The sequence below is a fragment of the Vibrio sp. EA2 genome, assembly GCF_033042495.1.
In the GTDB taxonomy this organism is placed as follows: Bacteria; Pseudomonadota; Gammaproteobacteria; order Enterobacterales; family Vibrionaceae; genus Vibrio.
Window position 1 is genome coordinate 132,004 of record NZ_JAWLID010000007.1, and the last position, 19,562, is coordinate 151,565.

Annotated in this window: 16 protein-coding genes; 12 read left to right on the plus strand and 4 right to left on the minus strand. The window is 44.5% G+C overall.

The genetic code is table 11. From position 1 onward, the window contains the following. Positions 1-20 precede the first annotated feature (20 nt). From RXX31_RS15585 to RXX31_RS15595, 3 genes are all read right to left on the minus strand, one after another. On the minus strand, positions 21-674 hold the full coding sequence (locus RXX31_RS15585) for a response regulator transcription factor (RefSeq protein WP_317590476.1): 654 nt from the start codon (positions 672-674) through the stop codon (positions 21-23). Further along, on the minus strand, positions 658-1,344 hold the full coding sequence (locus tag RXX31_RS15590) for a sensor histidine kinase (RefSeq protein ID WP_317590477.1): 687 nt from the start codon (positions 1,342-1,344) through the stop codon (positions 658-660). The genes RXX31_RS15585 and RXX31_RS15590 overlap by 17 nt, the downstream gene beginning before the upstream one ends. A 336-nt stretch (positions 1,345-1,680) precedes the next feature. Continuing rightward, complete coding sequence (locus RXX31_RS15595; RefSeq protein WP_317590478.1) at positions 1,681-1,866, minus strand: hypothetical protein; 186 nt, start codon at positions 1,864-1,866, stop codon at positions 1,681-1,683. A gap of 143 nt (positions 1,867-2,009) precedes the next feature. Here RXX31_RS15595 and RXX31_RS15600 point away from each other — a divergent pair, with 143 nt between their 5' ends. From RXX31_RS15600 to RXX31_RS15610, 3 genes are all read left to right on the plus strand, one after another. Then, positions 2,010-2,630, plus strand: coding sequence for a hypothetical protein (locus RXX31_RS15600; RefSeq protein WP_317590479.1), 621 nt, complete (start codon positions 2,010-2,012; stop codon positions 2,628-2,630). Further along, the gene (locus tag RXX31_RS15605) at positions 2,630-5,089 is read left to right on the plus strand and encodes a hypothetical protein (RefSeq protein ID WP_317590480.1); all 2,460 of its coding nucleotides are present in this window, start codon (positions 2,630-2,632) and stop codon (positions 5,087-5,089) included. Before RXX31_RS15600 ends, RXX31_RS15605 begins: the two co-directional genes overlap by 1 nt. 178 nt (positions 5,090-5,267) lie before the next feature. Continuing rightward, positions 5,268-7,091, plus strand: coding sequence for a S8 family serine peptidase (locus RXX31_RS15610; protein WP_317590481.1), 1,824 nt, complete (start codon positions 5,268-5,270; stop codon positions 7,089-7,091). 193 nt (positions 7,092-7,284) lie between these two features. Here RXX31_RS15610 and RXX31_RS15615 read toward each other — a convergent pair whose 3' ends face one another. Continuing rightward, entirely contained in the window at positions 7,285-8,109 is an 825-nt protein-coding gene (locus tag RXX31_RS15615; RefSeq protein ID WP_317590482.1) for a helix-turn-helix domain-containing protein, read from the minus strand. Positions 8,110-8,435: 326 nt separating this feature from the next. On the opposite strand from RXX31_RS15615, the gene RXX31_RS15620 reads away from it, so the two are divergent. The 9 genes from RXX31_RS15620 (at position 8,436) to RXX31_RS15660 (ending at position 19,556) form a co-directional block, all read left to right on the plus strand. After that, positions 8,436-10,157, plus strand: coding sequence for a nucleoside transporter (locus RXX31_RS15620; RefSeq protein WP_317590484.1), 1,722 nt, complete (start codon positions 8,436-8,438; stop codon positions 10,155-10,157). Between the two features lie 11 nt (positions 10,158-10,168). Next, on the plus strand, positions 10,169-10,492 hold the full coding sequence (gene rhaM, locus RXX31_RS15625) for an L-rhamnose mutarotase (protein ID WP_317590485.1): 324 nt from the start codon (positions 10,169-10,171) through the stop codon (positions 10,490-10,492). A 322-nt stretch (positions 10,493-10,814) separates the two neighbouring features. Next, the gene (rhaB, locus tag RXX31_RS15630) at positions 10,815-12,260 is read left to right on the plus strand and encodes a rhamnulokinase (protein WP_317590486.1); all 1,446 of its coding nucleotides are present in this window, start codon (positions 10,815-10,817) and stop codon (positions 12,258-12,260) included. A gap of 11 nt (positions 12,261-12,271) precedes the next feature. Then, positions 12,272-13,531: an L-rhamnose isomerase gene (locus RXX31_RS15635; protein ID WP_317590487.1), complete on the plus strand. Its 1,260-nt coding sequence runs from the start codon at positions 12,272-12,274 to the stop codon at positions 13,529-13,531. Between the two features lie 76 nt (positions 13,532-13,607). Continuing rightward, the gene (rhaD, locus tag RXX31_RS15640; RefSeq protein ID WP_317590488.1) at positions 13,608-14,408 is read left to right on the plus strand and encodes a rhamnulose-1-phosphate aldolase; all 801 of its coding nucleotides are present in this window, start codon (positions 13,608-13,610) and stop codon (positions 14,406-14,408) included. A 285-nt stretch (positions 14,409-14,693) separates the two neighbouring features. Beyond that, positions 14,694-15,584, plus strand: a complete 891-nt coding sequence (locus RXX31_RS15645; RefSeq protein ID WP_317590489.1) for a LysR family transcriptional regulator — start codon at positions 14,694-14,696, stop codon at positions 15,582-15,584. 108 nt (positions 15,585-15,692) lie between these two features. After that, positions 15,693-17,231, plus strand: coding sequence for a bifunctional GNAT family N-acetyltransferase/carbon-nitrogen hydrolase family protein (locus RXX31_RS15650; protein ID WP_317590490.1), 1,539 nt, complete (start codon positions 15,693-15,695; stop codon positions 17,229-17,231). 201 nt (positions 17,232-17,432) lie between these two features. Beyond that, positions 17,433-18,020 carry a DedA family protein gene (locus RXX31_RS15655; protein ID WP_317590579.1) on the plus strand — a complete coding sequence of 196 codons (588 nt, stop codon included), beginning with the start codon at positions 17,433-17,435 and terminating at the stop codon, positions 18,018-18,020. A gap of 168 nt (positions 18,021-18,188) precedes the next feature. Further along, positions 18,189-19,556, plus strand: coding sequence for a Na+/H+ antiporter NhaC family protein (locus RXX31_RS15660; protein ID WP_317590491.1), 1,368 nt, complete (start codon positions 18,189-18,191; stop codon positions 19,554-19,556). Positions 19,557-19,562: the final 6 nt, after the last annotated feature.

A 19,562-nucleotide genomic window follows, 5' to 3' on the forward strand; every position in this document is an offset into this window, starting at 1 on the left:
ATTATCAAAACTAAATAATCTCAGCTCGTTGTAACCAACAGTTTGTTCTCTATGGCAAACCTAACAAGATTGGGGATATCCTTAATATTCAATTTCTTCATGATGTTTGATCTGTGAGTTTCAACGGTTTTAATGCTTATGCAGGTATCATCTGCAATCTTATTTGTTGAATAGCCTTCCACTATTAGCTGAAGGATTTGCCTCTGCCTGCTAGTTAATAAGTCCAAAGGCTCGGTATCTTGCGTTTTAGCTAACAGAGCCTTAAGCATAGGTTTATCGATTTTCTGGCTAATATAACTGCTGCCACTCATCACTGAGGCAACCGCTAATTCCAATTCTTCTACGGCAGAGTCTTTAAGTAAATAGCCTTGCGCCCCATTTCTTAAGCATCTGGCTACATACTCAATATTTTTATGCATCGATAGCATTAAAATATTAATGGCTATCTTATGCTTTCGGATCATACTTACCAGCTCGATTCCATTGATGCCTTTGATTGAAACATCCAGAATAAGTAAATCTGCTTTAGATTGTTTCAAATTAGGTATCAAGTTGCTTCCAGTCCCACTTTCTCCAACCACTTCAACGTTTGGTAATGTGTTTAAAATACTGCAAATACCTGCTCTGACGATATCATGGTCGTCAACAATGAATACTTTACTCGTGTAGATCATATTTCAATTCCGCTAATATTTTTGTTCCAGTATTTATCTCTGATTGGATATGGATTTTTCCTTTATGACGCTTAACTCTCTCTTCCATACCTAACAGTCCAAGATGTAGATAAGTATTTACTTTGCGTTTTATTTTTTTTATTTCAAAACCAATACCATTATCAGAAATAGAAACGGTTATTTTTTCGGCATTAAAGTCTAGATTAACGAAGATAGTACTCGCATTAGCATGGCGAATAGCATTAGTTACAGATTCTTGAATTATTCTGAATAAGTCTATTTTTAATTGTTGACTAACATCCGGAAAGTTTGGCTTAGATGTAAAGTCTATTTTATTTGATTGTGAAGCAGACATTTTCTTAAGAAGTCGTTTTATTGCATCAATAAAACACAGTTCACTAATAATACCTGGCCTAAGCTCGGCAGACTTATGGCGCACCTTTTCTATCAGGTCTTCAATTAGCTCTATTGAGTCATCTACTCGGTCGCGGCTATGACAACACTCTTTTTTGTGTAATTGTAAGTTGATTTGGACGGCAGTTAATATCTGTCCAAGGTCATCATGTAGCTCCCTCGATATGCTTGCTCTCTCTTCCTCCTTGATGTTTTGTAATTTTTGATTAAGAAAACGTATCCATCTATCTGGATCTTCAAAGTTGACACAATCCATGTGGCTCTTACCTCGATCTATAGAACCATTCAACTAGCAAAAAACTCAACACTCTATTACACTAGTTAGCTAGTACACTTATAAACTATACGTGTCTAAAGCGTGATGCATTAATCCTTTAATGCATTGATTAACATTTGAATAACACCATTATTTTTTTACATCAACTTAAATAAATAAATGATTAACCATCGCTCTCACAACAATATGTATTGATATTAACACCTTTAATAAATCAATATCTGCAAAAGACATAAAATAGATAGAGAACAAATCTAATTAAACAGAATAAATCAGACATTTGTAATGCTGCAAAATCAAAGGATAGACGCAATTTTATGGAAGCAAGGTCAACCCTTGTGCAAAGAAAAGTTGAGCAAGAACTCTACCATTAAAAAATAAAACAAAAAATGGAAGAAAAATACCCATAAAGGCTCCCCCTTTCAAAAACAACAATATATCGAGCAAAGATGTACTTGTAGCCCGTAATACTCCCAACCAACTCCCCTCATCTACTCTCATTAAATAAATCCTGTCGTGATGATATATTTCTCAAAAAATCAGGGAATCCCTGATATCGCAATTAAGTGCCATTCGTTATTTTGATTTGATGGTAGAGGATCTACCTGAATAAATTGCTAAAAATATATAGTCAAGGATAACGAATGAAACTCAGATCAAAAATGGCTGTGCTGCTGTCAGCGTTTATGCTGCTTGCGCCCGTCGCACAAGCCGCCAAGCTCAATCCGCAAAACCTCAAACAACTCATTACTGAATCTGAAAGTATCATTTCAGGTCAGGTTCAAAGCGTCACTGATGGCATTTCTGAACAAGGTTTTCCTTACACGGAAGTCACTATCAAAGTTGGCGAGTCTGCATTAGGTAATCATGCCAAAGACTCTGAATACACATTTCGTCAGTTTGGCTTACTCAAGCCTCGCACTCTGCCAAATGGCAACAAAATGCTAGCGATGGCTCCAGAAGGTTTCCCACATTGGAATCAAGATGAAGTCGTTGTTGTGTTCATGCACAAAGCGGCATCACTGACTGGTCTACGTTCAACGGCAGGTCTGGCGAACGGTAAATTCGTTATCCGAGGTGGCAAAGTGGTCAACGAGTTTGATAACCAAGGTATCTTCGAAAATCTGGAATTTGCCGAAGGCGCTCTTGCTCCTGCTGAGCAACAAATGGTGGATACACAAGGTGCTTACAACGCAACGGTTTTTATGAGTCTGCTTGGTAAAGCGGTATCAGAGCAATGGATCAGCAATGGGAAGATGAAATAATGAAACGTAATACATTAACAATTGCGATTGCCGCTCTACTTTCTGCAAGTGCAGTACAAGCGGGTGGTCCACTATATACCACTGATGATGGCGCCCCGACCCCTTTCGTATGGGACACCTCTAATGGCCCTATTCCAGTCTACGTCGATGGCGGTGACGCATTTACTTATGACTATGATGGCTCTGTATTTTTGTCGACAGAGCGAGCACAGCAAATCACTCAGTTTGCTTTCGCTCAATGGAATAATGTTGAAACCTCAACCTTTAGCGCTGATATCGAAAACCTAATCACAATTGAGTCGCAAACAGGTGTTGCTGACGTTGACGGCTCTAACGCACTGCAATTTTATACCCAGCAGAATGGCTACGGCTTTTGGGTACTTTACGATACAGATGGCAGCATCTTAGAAAATGTCTTTGGTGTGTCCAGACAAGCTGTATTAGGTATCTCTTTCCCTGAAATAGCAGATGATAATAATAAGATTATCGAAGCGACGACCGTCATCAACGGTTGGAACGTATACGCCAATGACAATGCAGGTCTGCAAATTGCGGGCGTGTTCTCCCACGAGATTGGACACGCAATCAACCTGTCGCACTCGCAAACAAACGGTCATATCGCCTATACGAGTACGCCATCTTCACCAAAGTTCCCTGGCGTAAAAGGTTGTAACGTCGAAGCCGTTCACGCTCATGACGCTGGTGATTACTACACCGTACCGGTTAATCGTGCTGATCCTGAGATTATTGAAACCATGTACCCATTCATTGGCCACCATGGCGCTGGTGCGATAGCACAAAGTACAGTAAACATCACAGATGACCGAGTTGCTATCTCTAACCTTTATCCGACGCAAGAGTATCTGAGTCAGTATGGTTCGATTGAAGGTAAGCTGCGCTTAAAAGATGGTTCAACGGAATACAGTGGTGTAAATATCATCGCACGTAATGTCGATGATCCACTTTTTGATGCCGTGTCGGCACAATCAGGTAACCAAACACAGGGTAAAGTCGGTCCTGATGGTTACTATAAAATCAATGGCCTGACTCCGGGTCAACGTTACGTGTTGTATACAGAAGAAATTAACAGCGGTGCGTACCCAACGGCAACATCTGAGATCCTTTCCGTTGCTGAATACTGGAATGACAACGAAAGCAGTAACCCAGTTTCAGATGACCCATGTGACGTAACACCTATCGTTGCCGAAGCGGGTCAAACGAAAACCGCGGATTTAGTGTTTAACGGCTACCAAGATGGCGTGGACTTCAAACAAGTTGTCTTTGCACATCTCAGTGACTTAGCAAAAAATGGTAAATCTTCAATAGGTATGGCAGGTAGCACTCCTTTCGTTTGGGACCAAAACAAGGGCTTTAAGCTTCTTCCTGATTATCTCAGCACTGGCTCTGCAAAAATGAGCGCTAATGGTAACAAGCTCCTTGTCAATTCTGATCATGACAGAAATGGCGTGAACGAACCGGCTATTTGGACAGACGCAAATGGCGTGATGCCACTGGGTGACCTTACGGGCAATGCGTGTGGTGGTGCAAGTGAGCAAGGTAAATCAGCAGCAACAGGTTGGGATATTGATGCATCAGGAAATACGGTAGTTGGTACCGCTTATAAAGATGCTGATGGTAATGGAACCTGTACTACTTACTTTACCGGTGATGTTGTGCCGTTCATCTGGACACCTAAAGAAGGTATGCGCGAGCTAGATACCAGAAATGTTGACTGGTCAAATGATGCTTGGGCTCGTGCACATGCTGTTTCAGGTAACGGTGAAGTAGTATTGGGCGCTCTTGGCGGCTACAAAGCGGTAGCATGGGTCAATGAAGGTGAAATGATCAACCTTTATGACGCTGTTGGTGCAATGGGCGCGTACACCTCTTCTCACGATGGCAAGCAAGTAGCACTTCAAACGAGAACAGGTAACGTTCTGTTGTGGGATCACACTAAAGAAGGCGATGCAGCATTTACTGATATTGGCGGCTTAGAATGGTGTAACGATGTACCGCTAGTCATGCTAGGAAGTGACTTCTGTGAAAGCAGAGGCGTTGATTGGGTTCATGCCGCAGTTGGTAAATACACAGGGCTGACGCCTAGTGATATGAGCGATAACGGTGACGTGATTATTGGCCGTGCTGGAGATATTCGTACAGGCTTTACGGGTGCAATCTACATCAAAGGCTTAGGCTGGATGACATTAGATGATTTCTACAAGAAGCAAGGTGTATTAGAAGCGCAAAACGCCTACATGGATAACCCAATGTCACTATCAGGTGCAGGTGCGAAAATGACAGGTGGTGTGGCTGGTTACTCTGTTGCTTTCCATGTTGACATGTCTCAAGTGTATGTTTGTGAAAACGGCGCCTCAGTGAAAACAGGTTTCCCGAATGGGTTAGTTAATAAGGTGAAAGCTGGCGCTGAATTTGGTCGCTGTGAACACTTAACTGATTAATTTCTAATGGATGAAAGGTGGCTAACGAAAGGGTAGCCACCTTTTAAAAAAACAGAAATAGTTTCAACGGACACCTTATTATCCTTGCAGAAGAGGATAATTCAGAAAAGAAACACACCACACCGCTTTCATTGAATATTCAGCGGATTACTGGACGTTACAATCTTTAGGGATGATTATGAAAATATTAAATAAATCGCTAATCGCGATGGGCATTTGCTTATCTTTTAGCGCGCATGCAGCCGATGATCGTTACATCATTCAAGTCGACAGCGCAAACAAAGGCGTTGTTAAAAACCTAGCCAAAAAACTGGGTGCTGATATCAATATCGAAGGTGAAGAATTTTTTGCCGCGACCTTCACCGGTCAAGATTTAAAAACCGTTAAAGGGCTTTTAAACAACCCACATATTCAGCTTATTGAAGAAGACGCAAAACGTAAGCTACTTAGCTACAGCGATGACCTCGGAGATGCACGTGAAACTCAGTTAACACCCTACGCCGTGTATCAATCACAAGCAGACCAACTGACTTTTCAACCGAATACTTCCGTTAAAGTCTGTGTTATTGACTCGGGGTTAGACAGTTCTAATACGGACTTCGAATGGGACAATATTTTGGGTGATGATGACTCAGGCACAGGCAAGTGGAATGAGCACGGTGGTCCACATGGTACGCACGTAGCTGGAACCATAGGTGCGGCAGATAACGGCTATGGTATTATCGGTATGGCACCAGGCGTACCAATGCACATCGTTAAAGTATTTAACGCCGATGGTTGGGGTTACTCTTCAGATCTCGCCTACGCAGCAGAAAAATGTGCTGATGCTGGCGCTAATATCATCAATATGAGCTTAGGTGGTGGCGCTCCGACTACGGCAGAAGAAAATGCGTTTAAAGCCTTTACTAACAACGGCGGGCTAGTTCTTGCGGCAGCAGGTAACGATGGCAATGATGTCCTTTCTTACCCTGCTGGCTACCAATCGGTAATGATGATCGGCGCAAACGACAATAACGATCAAATCGCAGCCTTCTCTCAGTTCCCAGAATGTACCATCGCGTATAGCGGTAAAAAAGGCAAACACAGCCAAGAGATCATTGACTCAACCTGTGTTGAAGTCACCGCTGGCGGTGTAAACACGCTTTCCACTTACCCTGCAGACATGGCCTCTACGTCAGTATTAATGGCTGGCGAGCAAATTGTTGCTTCATCTGGCTTTACCTACTCAGGTCAGGGTGATGTTTTAGGTGAAGTACATTACATGGGATTAGGCAACGCTGTTGATACCGATGCTAACGGCAAGGTTTGTTTGATAGATCGTGGTGAAATAACCTTTGATGAAAAAGTACTGAACTGTGAAAACTCAGGTGGTATCGGTGCTGTTGTCGTCAACAATGTTGAAGGTATGCTGAATGGTACACTGGGTGAAACAACCACGACTTCTATTCCTGCAGTGGGAGCCGCGCTAGAAGATCGTGCTCAACTGCATGCATCTTCGACGATTAACGTAGAGGTTAGTAGCTCAGATTACGGGTTTATGAGTGGTACCTCAATGGCCACACCAGGCGTCGCTGGTATGGCTGCGTTACTGTGGTCAAATCATCAAGAATGTACTGGTTCTCAAATCCGTGAAGCACTAAAAGAAACGGCGTTTGATGCGGGCTCGTCTGGCCACGATAACTACTTCGGCTATGGCATTGTAAAAGTTGCGGATGCCAACGCGTACTTACTAGAGAATGGCTGTGATGCACAAACAGCAGCATACATTGAACTTTCTACCTCCGTATCCAATGGCAAAAGAGGTTCTAGCGTTGATTTGGAATGGGTTAACGCTAGCGCGCGTAAAGTAGATGTGTACCGTAATGGTACGATCATTTCTACAACCAATAATGACGGCGCTTACTCTGACTCACTAGCAAGTGATGCGTACGGTATGTACACCTATAAAGTATGTGACCAATCAAGCGGTAACTGCTCAAATATTTCAAGTGTTTCATTTTAGTAAAAATACCTGAGCGTCAGTCAATGACGCTCACTTCTATTTTCATACGATAGTTACCCCACTATCACAAGCTGCTCCAATTATTAAGCCCACATAAACTAAAGACCACCCTAGGGTGGTCTTTTTATTTGTTCATTGTCTTACATCCGGATTTTATAATTAAGCTCAGGCAATTAGAGGCTAGGATAAAAGATTAATTACCGGAATGGCGCATTCGTGCTTCTCGTGGAGTCTGATTAAAGACTTGCTTGAATTTAGTCGAGAAGTAATTACTGTCCTGATACCCAACCCCAAAAGCAATATCAGTAATAGATTGATCAGTATAAAGAATATCTGAAAGCGCTTTACTGGCGCGCGTATAGTGTAAATATTGGTTAAAGTTCATTCCAGTTAGTTTCTTGATACTGTTCGTCAACTGGCGTGATGATAGTTTTACCGCCTGCGCAACTTCATCAATCTCATTGACCTCAGAATAATTCTTTTGAACATGTGATAAAGCGTAAATAACTTTATCGTTACTATTCAGTAAATCAACGTCTTGTATTTTTCCGCGCCAGAGTTCAACAATAATCTGCTGGAAAATGAATTGAGCAATCATTCTCGACTCTTCACTATTAATATGAGACTCAATATGCAATCGATCTATTAATTGACTCACTTGCTGTGCCGTCTTTTGATTAATAAACCAGCCCGTTTCTTTATCTGATTCACTGGGCATGAATCGCTTAAGCTCCGAGCAAACTTGGAGTTTCTCCTTTTCAAACAGGATATTACTCAAATAAAGATCATCGACTGAATCAAATAAGTGGCGGTCTTCCTTTTTAACAAAACAGACGTAATTTTTGCTCAGATTCATAGGTACATCATTCATGACATGTGTACCACAACCCTCTGAAACAATAATGATTTCTTCAAATGAGTGCGCATGCTCAGGATAAGGTTCCTGAGGAGCTCTAAGCTCGGTAGTGACCGGACTATTTGAGTTCATAAAGAACTCTCTCGATTTAAGATAGATCATTTTACACCTCTTTATTTTACGGGCTAAATGTAGAGGCTTCGCTATCTATTTTCTTAGCCGAGTATCTCACTTTTCATCACTCTTTTAATGATATTTTCAAAAATGTGAAGGCAAAGTTGCTCACCTTAAAAAACTCACCAAAATACCCTCTTATCTATGTTAATTCTCCAAGGTTAAAATTTACCAAGTTTGTAAGCTGACACTAATCCTTCTGATGACAAAGATTACAACTGTCAGAAGTTCAGAGGGGAAACAGAAAATAAAATTTTAAATTATAAAAATAAAGACATAAGAAACAAAAGCTTACGAATAGCAAGGAGACAATCATGTCTGAAACTATTACCTCTACACAAACGCAAGAAACAGAAGTTACCCTCAATGAATATGAACAAGAACGAGTGCCCAAACATAAACTGCTTGGCTGGCGGCACTTTCTTGGCTCCTATTCCGGCGAACACGTAGCCGGTACCGAATTTGTTATCGGTGCCGCTTTTGTCGCATGGGGAGCCAGTACATTTGATATCCTGATGGGGCTGCTGGTTGGTAACGTAATGGCAGTACTGACCTGGGCATTGATCACCGCGCCGATCGCAACCCAATCTCGCTTAACCGTTTACGAATATCTGCGCAGAGTCGCTGGCCCTGGCTTCAACAAAGTCTACAACGTGGTCAACGCCGTGTTGTTCTGTGCATTGGGCGGGGCGATGATTACCGTGTCGGCCTCTGCAGTACGTATTTTATTTGATATTCCAGCGCAAACTCACTGGTATCCAAATAGTGCCGCGTTTATTGCCGTTGCACTCGCTGTAGGTGCTATCGTGGTAGCAATTGCGGTATTGGGCTTTCAAAAATGTGCTCAGTTCGCAACCGTCTGCTCACCTTGGCTGCTGATTATCTTTGTGACTGGCGGCATGGTAGCCCTTCCTGCACTGAGCAACGTTGGTAACGGTGAAACCTTTACTGGATTTGGCCAGTTCCTATCTCTGGCGGATCAATACATCTGGACAGGACAAACACCAGATGGTTCACCATCAATGACGTTCTGGCAAATCGCGGCTTTTGCTTGGGTATGTAATCTGGCAATGCACGGTTCTTTGGGTGACATGGCGCTACTACGTTTCGCGAAAAGTGCAAAATACGGTTACTTCTCAGCGTTTGGTATGTTCTTCGGCCACTACATTGCATGGATTTGTGCTGGTGTAATGGGCGCAGGTGCGATGCTGCTAATGCAAACTGGCATGGCTAATCTTGACGCAGGCGGTATCGCTTACGCAGTGCTTGGCTCTACAGGTATTGTTGCAGTTATTATCGCAGGCTGGACAACCTCAAACCCAACGATCTACCGCGCAGGTTTGGCTATCCAAAGTATCTTCCCGAATAAATCACGTGCATACATCACGACTATCGTTGGTGTGGTTACTGCGGTTATTGCGTGTTTCCCATTCGTATTTACTCGCCTATTAGACTTTGTTGGTTACATGGGTCTATTGCTTGCACCGGTTGGCGCGATCATCGTTTCGGAGCATTGGGTATTTAAGAAAATTGGTCTGACACCACTATGGTCAAAATACCAAGGTAACGACCTAAACAAAGCCGCACTGATCACTTGGGCAATTGGCGTCGTCTTCGCCGTGACTTGTGAACAGCTAGGCTTCTTACACCTGTTCTTCCTATTCGTACCGACTTACCTACTATCGATGGCGATCTACATCGTGTTAGCAAAATCCATGGGTGCGGCTGATGACTACACTCAGCAGGAAGCGGAATATCACGAAGAGCTAAAACAGCGTGAAACGTACCATGCGGAGCTAGCAAAACGTGAAGAAGAACAACAGACAGAAGCGAAACCAGCCAGCATGCTGGAGAAGGTATCTGGCGCAGTTGCTCTGGCTTCTTTGGCAGCAATCGTCATTTCGGCACTGAATGTGTGGGGATCTGGCGCTGACTATCAAGCGGCCTTCGAATCCTTTAAATCTTTCGCGATTTATCCGACCGTCATTTACTTTATTACAGCAACTACCTGGATCACTCTGCGTGATAAAGCATAGGAGACTAACGCGTGGATAATCTAATTCGAAAAGCCTTTGTCATGCAGTTAAATCAAGGCTGTAAGGCGGAATACAAAAAACGACATGACGAGATCTGGCCAGAGTTGGTAGATGTATTAAAAAGTCACGGTGGCCATAATTACTCCATCTTTCTCCATGAAGACACCAATCAACTGTTTGGCTATGTCGAAATCGAGAACGAGGAGCGCTGGCAGCAAGTTGCCGAAACGGAAGCCTGCCAGAAATGGTGGTCCTTTATGCAAGACATTATGGCGACCAACCCGGACAACTCGCCACAGTCTGTCGCTCTAGATTCCGTGTTTTATCTAGCTTAAGGTTGAAAAGGTATATCTAAGCCCCGCATTTCGCGGGGCTTAGTTTTTTGTCCTACCCACTCTATTCTCTACAGTTTCAATTCGACAGCAAAACCCCTTATTTAAGAGACAAAAACCACTCTAAAAAAAGGTGTACCCCATACCGATTCCCCCGTTCTATCTGCCCTCAACGCACTAAGGCAGAACCTAGTTATCAAAAGTTTGAAATACCGCAAGAGCTTCTTGAGAAAAACGCACCAAATAGGTTTTTTCAGGGGGATTTTTGAAGTTATTCAAGCGAAAAACACGGTGTAATACCTCTAAAGAACAAGAGGTGTGAATCATGATGAAGGCTGTGATTGCAATAGACCTTGGGGCGTCAAGCGGACGTGTCATGGTCGGTTATCTGAACAACGGAAAAATCGATCTCGAAGAGTTTCACCGTTTTCAAAACCAGCAAGTGATGCATGGTAATGAGTCGTGCTGGGATCTCTACTCAATCTTGGAAGAGATCAAAGTAGGCATCAATAAAGTACTTGCGACTGGAATAGAGATTACTTCTCTGGGCATTGATACCTGGGGTGTAGATTTTGTCTTGCTGGACAAGTTTGGCCGCCACCTAGGCGAGTTCGTCAGCTACCGTGATGCGCGAACTGAAGGTACGTTGGAAAAACTACTTGAAGATAGCCAACTGACACGTGAGCAAATCTATCAGCAAACTGGGATTCAGTTTCTACCGTTCAATACACTTTACCAGTTAAAAGCGATTGCTGATCAGAAACCGGAATGGTTCTCAGATATCGATACTCTGTTGTTTATTCCTGATTACCTGAACTACAAACTCAGTGGCGTTAAGCATTGTGAGTATACCAATGCGTCCACCAGCCAATTACTGGAATGCAAAGATAAGATCTGGAACAAACCATTACTGGATGCTTGTGGCGCGAAGATGGAGTGGTTCCTGCCACCTAAAATGCCTAACCGCATTATTGGTCAATACCATGTGGGTGACGTGCAAATTCCGGTCTGCTCGGTAGCAAGTCACGATACCGCTTCAGCAGTAGCTGCAACACCTATCGCACATAACACCATGGCTTACCTGAGTTCAGGCACATGGTCACTGGTAGGTATTGAAAGCTTCGAACCGTACACTGGTGAGCTAGCTTATCAATACAACCTGACCAATGAAGGTGGTGTTGACGGTCGTTATCGCGTGCTGAAAAACATCATGGGTTTATGGCTGATTCAGCGCATAAAAGCAGAAAACCCATCACTGACTTTCCCTGATATTGCCAGCCTTGCACGTCAAGCTGAGCCGTTTAAGTACATCGTCAACCCAAATGACAACGATTTCTTAAACCCGGCATCGATGACCCAAGCGATTAAAAACTGGTTTAAGAAACGTGACCTTGAAGCGCCAGAAACCCTGTCCGAAGTCATTCGCTGTATCTACGACAGCTTAGTACTGGCATACGATAAGGTACTGACTGAGCTATCAGAAGTCACCGGCAAACCAATTACTGAATTGCGCATCGTCGGTGGTGGCACGCAAGACCAGTTCCTTAACCAACTTTGTGCGGATGTCTGTCAAATCAAGGTCTCGACCGAACCGACAGAAGCCTCCGCATTAGGCAACGTGATTAATCAATTTATCGCGTCCGACATTATTACCTCGCTGGAAGAAGGCCGCCAAATTATCGATGCCTCTTCTGATGTGAAGAACTTTACTGCAAACCATATTGAGGGATTGGAACAAATCAAATCCCAATTCCAACAAATCACTAAATAAGGTACCTGACCATGAGCAAAGAGCAGATCATTTCAGCTTACGAGCAAGCAAAAGCGGTTTTCGAAAAGTACGGTGTGGATACTGACAAAGCACTAGAACTACTAAACCAAACGCCAATCTCTATGCACTGCTGGCAAGGCGACGATGTACGTGGTTTTGAATCTCCAGATACGGCATTAAGTGGCGGTATCCAAGCGACGGGTAACCATCCTGGCGCAGCAAAAACACCAGCGCAACTGCGTGCGGACATGGAAAAAGCCTTCTCACTCATTCCAGGCAAAAAACGTGTAAACCTACACGCTATCTACATCGACGCTGATGAGTACGTAGAACGTGATCAAATCAAACCGGAACACTTTGCACGTTGGGTCGAGTGGGCAAAAGAGAAAGATCTAGGCCTGGACTTTAACCCGACTCTGTTCTCTCATCCGAAGGCAGATGACGGCCTGACGCTGTCTCACCCAAATGAAGAGATCCGTCAGTTCTGGATCGACCACGTAAAAGCGAGCCGTAAGATTTCTGAATACTTCGGTCGTGAGCTTGGCTCTGCATCGTTCATGAACATCTGGATCCCAGACGGCATGAAAGATCAACCCGTTGACCGCCTGTCTCCACGTGCTCGTCTGCAAGATTCTCTGGATAAAGCACTGGCTGAGAAAATCGACACTGCATTCCACAAAGACGCGGTAGAAAGCAAACTGTTCGGTATCGGCGCAGAGGCGTATACGGTTGGCAGTAACGAGTTCTACTTAGCATACGCAGCAACTCGAGGTACGGCACTCTGTCTGGATGCGGGCCACTTCCACCCAACAGAAGTCATCAGTGACAAAATCAGCGCATGTTCACTGTACGTAAACGACCTGCAACTGCACGTTACGCGTCCGGTACGCTGGGACTCTGACCACGTGGTTTCTTTCGACGACGAAACTCAGGCAATCATGCGTGAAATCGTACGCAACAACCTGCTCGACCGCGTCGCTATCGGCCTGGATTTCTTTGATGCATCAATCAACCGTGTTGCTGCTTGGGTTATCGGTACTCGTAACGCACAAAAAGCATTGCTTAAAGCGCTGCTAGAACCCGTAGCGCAACTAAAAGCGGCAGAAGAGTCATTCGACTACACCACTCGTTTGGGTCTAATCGAAGAAACACACTCTCTACCATGGGCAGCAGTATGGAACTACCACTGTCTGCAAAACGAAGTCCCTGTTGGCTTTGATTGGATCAACGACGTGAAAGACTACGAAGCAACCATTCTGGAAACACGTTAATTCAAATCGCTCAACAACAAACAAGTCAGATTCACTATCTGGCTTGTTTGGTTAACTAGATATAAAGGCTAATACTATGATTCAATTAAACGATGCAGTGATGCGCGAAATCGAGAAAGTCAGCGAAGTTTCTCAATACTTGTGGCAACGTGAATGGGCTGAACGTAATGGCGGCAACATCTCCGTGGACGTGACTGACTTATTCGACGAGATTCCTCAAGTCAACGTGCAAGAAAAAGCACTGCCACTACAACTACCAATCGAAAGTGCGAACCGCATTTACTACGTAAAAGGTACCGGTCAACGTATTCGTGAATTACGTGATCCTGCCTACGCTGGTTGTGTACTTAAAATCAACTCAGCAGCCAACGGCTACCAAATTCTTTGGGGTGGTAAGGCGAGTGATGATTTCGCACCGACTTCTGAGTTCATTAGCCATATCAAAATCTTGGTCGATAAAATCAAGTCTGGCTCTGATCACAGATCAGTGGTTCACACTCACCCACTAGAGCTGATCGCTTTATCTCATCACCCAGATATCTCTAAGAGCAGCGAACTGTTCACACATACTTGTTGGAAAATGCTACCAGAAGTACGCGCATTCGTGCCACGTGGTATCGGTATGATCCCATACTGCCTGCCTTCTTCAGAAGAGATGGCGGATGGAACAACTGCGGCGCTGCAAGAGCATGATGTCGCGATCTGGGAAAAACACGGTGCAACAGCTTCTGGTGCAGATGTTCTACAAGCATTTGATTATGTTGATGTGGCTAATAAGGGTGCCAAGCTGTACCTGATGTGTACATCCGCTGGTTATGAGCCAGAAGGTGTGACTAAAGAAAACATGGAAATCCTCAAGCAAGAATTCAACCTTTAAGGATGACTAGCTTAAGGTAACCCAGCGGTACAAACCGTACTTTTACTTCGGGGGGATGTTAGAGGTCCGCGCTTTGTGATGTAAGGGGCACAGAGAGTGGACAATTCGCATGCTTCGAAGCGTAGGGGCAAGGTCTGGTGACAAACCAGACCTTTGCTTTTTAGCGCCTCTAAATCCAAACACCTCATCAGCTAACCCGCTTTGTCATTGTCTGATTCCTTCACTTTGCTTCAACCGGCAAATCTTCTACTCTGAAAATAATCACCATTCAATGGAACAGAATGAATGTTAAAAGGCAGTGAGTACCCTTCCATCCGTGCATTAAGAACCTTTGTGGCTGTCGCTAACCATCTGAGCTTTTCCAAAGCCGCGGATGAACTTTGTTTAACTCAAGGTGCCGTGAGCAAACAAATCGCCTCATTAGAGCAACTTTTAGGTTTACCGTTAATTAAGCGGGGTCTTCATGGCGTGGAACTGACCGCTGAAGGCAAACGCTACTTACCACAGATAACGGAAGCGCTTGAGATTATCCAACACGCCACGGCAAGCCTCATTCAATTCAACTCTGAACAAGAGCTACTGACGGTTGATGTCACACCTTCTTTTGCCAGCTTATGGTTAGTGCCCAACATTGATGACTTCCACCAGCTGCACCCAAATATCAGAGTCAAAATTCGTACCGGTGATGGTGCCATCAAAGATCTCAACAATGACAACGATCTCAGCGTGAGATGCCTACCACTCTCTACGCATTACGAGTACAGCCATTTGTTGTGTGAAGAAACCTTGCTGCTGGTTGGCAGTACCCAATACCCACCGCTTAAAGACAAACAGGCAATTAGTCATTATCCGTTCATTCCCCAAACCACTCGTCCTCAGCTTTGGGAACAGTTCAAGATTGAACACGCACTAGAAAACCCGATCACTTATCACTCGGTCGGGTTTGAGCATTTCTATCTGGCTTGTGAAGCTGTAAGGATGGAAAAAGGTCTGGCACTGTTGCCTGATTTTATGGCGCAGTTTTCTATCCAGCGAGGAGATATTCAGCATATAAATAATATGACTCTGCAAAGTGGATACGGCTACTACGTGATCATTCCGAGTTACCGTTTAAACGCCAGAAAAGTGTCACTGTTTTACGATTGGCTAAAGAGTAAGTTGCCCCATCACGTTTAAAGAATCCTATTTTGATTGCATAACCTTAACCCTAGCTGGGTGTATGTATGCTTAAAAATATGGCATTCTCATCCATACTGTTTAAAAAGGATAAATGGATAGTAGTATATGGACAGCAACACGCCGAAACTCTCTTTACGTACTATTGAGCCTACGGACTACCCGGAGCTCGCAGAATTAATGGACTTGGTATTTCCGGATGTAGGAGGTTCCTGGCCGCGCCTGACCATCATGGATCTCATCCACCAGTTTCCGGATGGCCAAATTTGTATTGAAGATAACGGTAAGATTGTTGGTGCGGCGCTGACTATGAAAGTCGATTACAATCGAATCTCACTCCCCCACCTCTACAGCGACATCATCACTGAAAATAACGTAATTCAAAACAAAGTCACTGGCGATGCCATGTACGGGCTAGATGTGTTTGTCCATCCAGATTATCGCGGCTTACGCTTAGGACGTCGTCTGTATGATGCGCGTAAAGAGTTGTGTCGCAGTAAAAACTTTAAAGCGATATTAGCCGGTGGGCGTATTCCTAATTACCATAAATACGCGGATGAACTCAGCGTTGCCGAGTACATCGATAAAGTTAAGCGACGTGAACTTCACGATCCGATCCTGTCATTCCAACTGGCCAACGATTTTGATGTAAAGCGTATTATGCGTGGTTATCTGCCAGAGGACGATGCGTCTATGGGCTACGCGACGCTACTTGAATGGGACAATTTTTTCTACGAAGAGGATATTCAGTCTGTCCACGATGTCGAAAAAACGCTGATTCGTATTGGTGTTGTGCAATGGCAAATGCGCGCAATGAACGATTTGGAAGATTTGCTGGATCAAGCGGAATTCTTCATCTCTTCTTTAGCTAATTACAAAGCTGACTTTGCGCTCTTCCCGGAGTTCTTTAACGCCCCGCTAATGGGACTACAAAAAGATCAAAACTCCGTCGAGGCAATCCGTTTTCTCGCCAGCTTCACAGAAGAAATTAAAAATCGCTTCTCGCAAATGGCGGTCACCTACAACATCAATATCATTGCGGGAAGCATGCCGGTGATTGAAGAGGACGGTAAACTCTACAATGTCTCCTACTTGCTCCAACGCGACGGTGAGATAAACGCCCAGTACAAAATTCACATCACACCCCACGAGCAACGAGACTGGGTCATTGACGGTGGCGATAACGTTCAGGTATTTGAAACAGATGCCGGTAAAGTTGGCATTCTGATTTGCTACGACAGTGAGTTCCCAGAACTGGGTCGAATGCTGGCCGAACAGGGCGCACAAATCGTGTTTGTGCCATTTTGGACGGATACCAAAAACGGTTATCAGCGCGTACGAATTTGTTCTCAGTCCCGCGCGATCGAAAACGAGTGTTATGTGGCGATTGGCGGCAGTGTAGGTAATTTGCCTCGCGTCGACAACGTGGATATTCAATACGCCCAGTCAGCCGTATTTTCACCTTCTGACATTTACTTCCCACACGATGCAACGTTGACAGAAGCAAGCGCGAATACCGAAATGATCATTTTCGCGGATGTCGACTTAACCAAGCTCAAGCAACTTAATACAGAAGGCTCCGTGACTAACTTGCGTCATCGTCGTCTCGACCTTTATGGTGGTTTTACCCTGGCGAAAGAGCAATAACAAACTCTCGCCAGCCTACTGTATTTACAGAGGCTGGCGGACGTTTTCTGCAAACTTTATAAACCATTATTCGAGAGTCATCATTTACTCTCGAATAATAAACCAACTTAACATGACAACCAGTCGCTGGGGCAACGCTGCCTTTTGCCTTTATTCCGGGAAAGTACGGTAAAGCTTGTGGAACAGATCAACGAACTCCTTATCACCATGAAGCCGCTGCTTGAGCAGTATGGTTACTTAGCGCTTTTTGTCAGCATTTTCCTCGAAGGTATCGGCATTCCTATGCCTGGCCAATCTTTAATGGTCGCGGCTTCGATTCTTTCTTCCGAAAAAGTCATGAACCTCACGCTTGTAATGTCGGTATCCTGGTTAAGCTGCTTTTTCGGCAATACTTGCGGTTACTTAATTGGCTACTACTTTGAAGGCTGGTTAGACGAAAAAGGCTACATCTCTGGGCCAAAAATGCAGAAGCTTCAGGGAGCAATATTAAAGTACGGGCCCGCTTGCCTGGTCGTTAGCCGCTTTATTGAAGGTATGAAACAGTTTATGCCGTTGGCTTGTGGCATAGCCAAAATGCCCCGTAAAGAATTCCTGTTAGGCAATGCGCTCGCGGCAACTATTTGGGTGATGGTGTTCAGCTTGCTGGCTCACTTTGCGTTTGAGAACATCAGCTCTCTGAGTCATTTATATACCCAATACAAGTACTTTGTCTGGGTAATTACCGCCGCTTTATTTGTATGGATGATACTTTGGGTTATCAAACGAAAAAAAGCAAAATCTGTTGAATAATTAAGCTCAAAATTAAAGCGAATAGTATCAATAAGATAAAACATTAACCGGTGTTTTTACTTGCTCGTAGCACACTACTGACCAGCCATTTAGACGTCTAGACGTTGACTTCTCTTAGCGGTGAGATTAGTCTTCTCGCCTTCATTGTTATTAGATTTGTCGTTTTACATGTCCGGTTCTCAGCACACTACTCAAGCAGTTGCACCTTCTGCGGTCGCACTCATTCCACTTATTGTCTTTCTTGCACTATTCATTGGTGTAGGGACCTACTTGTCGCTACAAGGGGTAGAGTTTGCCTTCTATCAGCTGCCCGCGCCAATTGCAGTTTTGCCTGCGATCATCATTGCTTTTCTACTGAGTAAAGATACGCTCAATCGCTCGATCGAACACTTTATGCGTGGCGTAGGTCACCAAGACATCATTGCTATGTGCATGATCTACCTGCTTGCAGGTGCATTTGCAGCCGTAGCCAAAGCCTCTGGTGGTGTAGATGCAACGGTGAATCTAGGCTTGTCAGCGATTCCAACCAGCATGATCTTACCAGGTCTGTTCCTCATTTCAGCTTTCATCGCGACGTCAATGGGTACCTCAATGGGGACGATTGCTGCTGTGGCACCGGTCGCGTTAGGTATTGCGGAATCAGCGGGAATGAGCTTACCACTCACCGCAGGTGTCGTGCTCAGTGGTGCTATGTTTGGTGACAACCTGTCGATCATCTCTGATACCACCATCGCAGCAACGCGCTCTCAAGGCTGTGAAATGAAAGACAAGTTCAGAGAGAACATCCGCATTGCCCTGCCAGCAGCACTGGTTGCAATTGCGATTTTTGCTTACAACAGCACAGCGACACAAGTGCCGGAAGCTGGCCCGATTGAGTGGCTGAAAGTCCTGCCATACGTCACTATTCTGGTGTTAGCGGTCTCTGGTCTGAATGTGTTTGTGGTTCTGACTATCGGTATTCTGCTTGCAGGCGGCGTTGGTCTTGCTTCTATCGAAGGTTATGGCCTGACGAATATGGCGCAAGATGTTTACACTGGCTTCGGCAATATGCAGGAGATCTTCCTGTTGTCGATGCTCATAGGTGGTCTGAGTGAACTGATGCGTCGTCAAGGAGGCCTCGCTTTCTTGACTAACCTGGTAAGCGGTATGATCAAAACTTTCGGTTCAAGCCACTCTAAGCATGCAAACAGTCGTGCAAGTGAGTTGGGTATCGCAGGCCTAGTTTCAATGGTCAACGGCTGTACTGCGAATAACACGGTTGCGATCATTGTATCGGGTAGCGTTGCACGTCAACTAGCAGAAGAGAACAATGTGTCTCCTCGTCGTTCTGCAAGCTTGCTGGATATTTTCTCGTGTGTTGTACAAGGCGTTCTGCCATACGGTGCGCAGGTGCTGTTACTCGGCTCAGTATTTAATTTGTCACCGCTGGAAGTGGTTGCAAATTCTTACTACTGTTTTGCGCTTGCTATTGCGGCAATTGCTGCGGTATTTGTTCAGCACAAAGCTCGACAGCCAGAAGCACAAACCGAACAGTAAAGACGA

Bases quoted from the DNA above. Each gene is read 5' to 3' on its own strand.
- RXX31_RS15600 (WP_317590479.1), top strand. From the start codon at position 2,010: ATGAAACTCAGATCAAAAATGGCTGTGCTGCTGTCAGCGTTTATGCTG.
- RXX31_RS15605 (WP_317590480.1), top strand. From the start codon at position 2,630: ATGAAACGTAATACATTAACAATTGCGATTGCCGCTCTACTTTCTGCA.
- RXX31_RS15635 (WP_317590487.1), top strand. From the start codon at position 12,272: ATGAGCAAAGAGCAGATCATTTCAGCTTACGAGCAAGCAAAAGCGGTT.
- RXX31_RS15595 (WP_317590478.1), bottom strand. From the start codon at position 1,866: ATGAGAGTAGATGAGGGGAGTTGGTTGGGAGTATTACGGGCTACAAGT.
- RXX31_RS15620 (WP_317590484.1), top strand. From the start codon at position 8,436: ATGTCTGAAACTATTACCTCTACACAAACGCAAGAAACAGAAGTTACC.
- RXX31_RS15590 (WP_317590477.1), bottom strand. From the start codon at position 1,344: ATGGATTGTGTCAACTTTGAAGATCCAGATAGATGGATACGTTTTCTT.
- RXX31_RS15650 (WP_317590490.1), top strand. From the start codon at position 15,693: ATGGACAGCAACACGCCGAAACTCTCTTTACGTACTATTGAGCCTACG.
- RXX31_RS15660 (WP_317590491.1), top strand. From the start codon at position 18,189: ATGTCCGGTTCTCAGCACACTACTCAAGCAGTTGCACCTTCTGCGGTC.
- RXX31_RS15615 (WP_317590482.1), bottom strand. From the start codon at position 8,109: ATGATCTATCTTAAATCGAGAGAGTTCTTTATGAACTCAAATAGTCCG.
- rhaB (WP_317590486.1), top strand. From the start codon at position 10,815: ATGATGAAGGCTGTGATTGCAATAGACCTTGGGGCGTCAAGCGGACGT.
- rhaD (WP_317590488.1), top strand. From the start codon at position 13,608: ATGATTCAATTAAACGATGCAGTGATGCGCGAAATCGAGAAAGTCAGC.
- RXX31_RS15645 (WP_317590489.1), top strand. From the start codon at position 14,694: ATGTTAAAAGGCAGTGAGTACCCTTCCATCCGTGCATTAAGAACCTTT.
- RXX31_RS15585 (WP_317590476.1), bottom strand. From the start codon at position 674: ATGATCTACACGAGTAAAGTATTCATTGTTGACGACCATGATATCGTC.
- RXX31_RS15610 (WP_317590481.1), top strand. From the start codon at position 5,268: ATGAAAATATTAAATAAATCGCTAATCGCGATGGGCATTTGCTTATCT.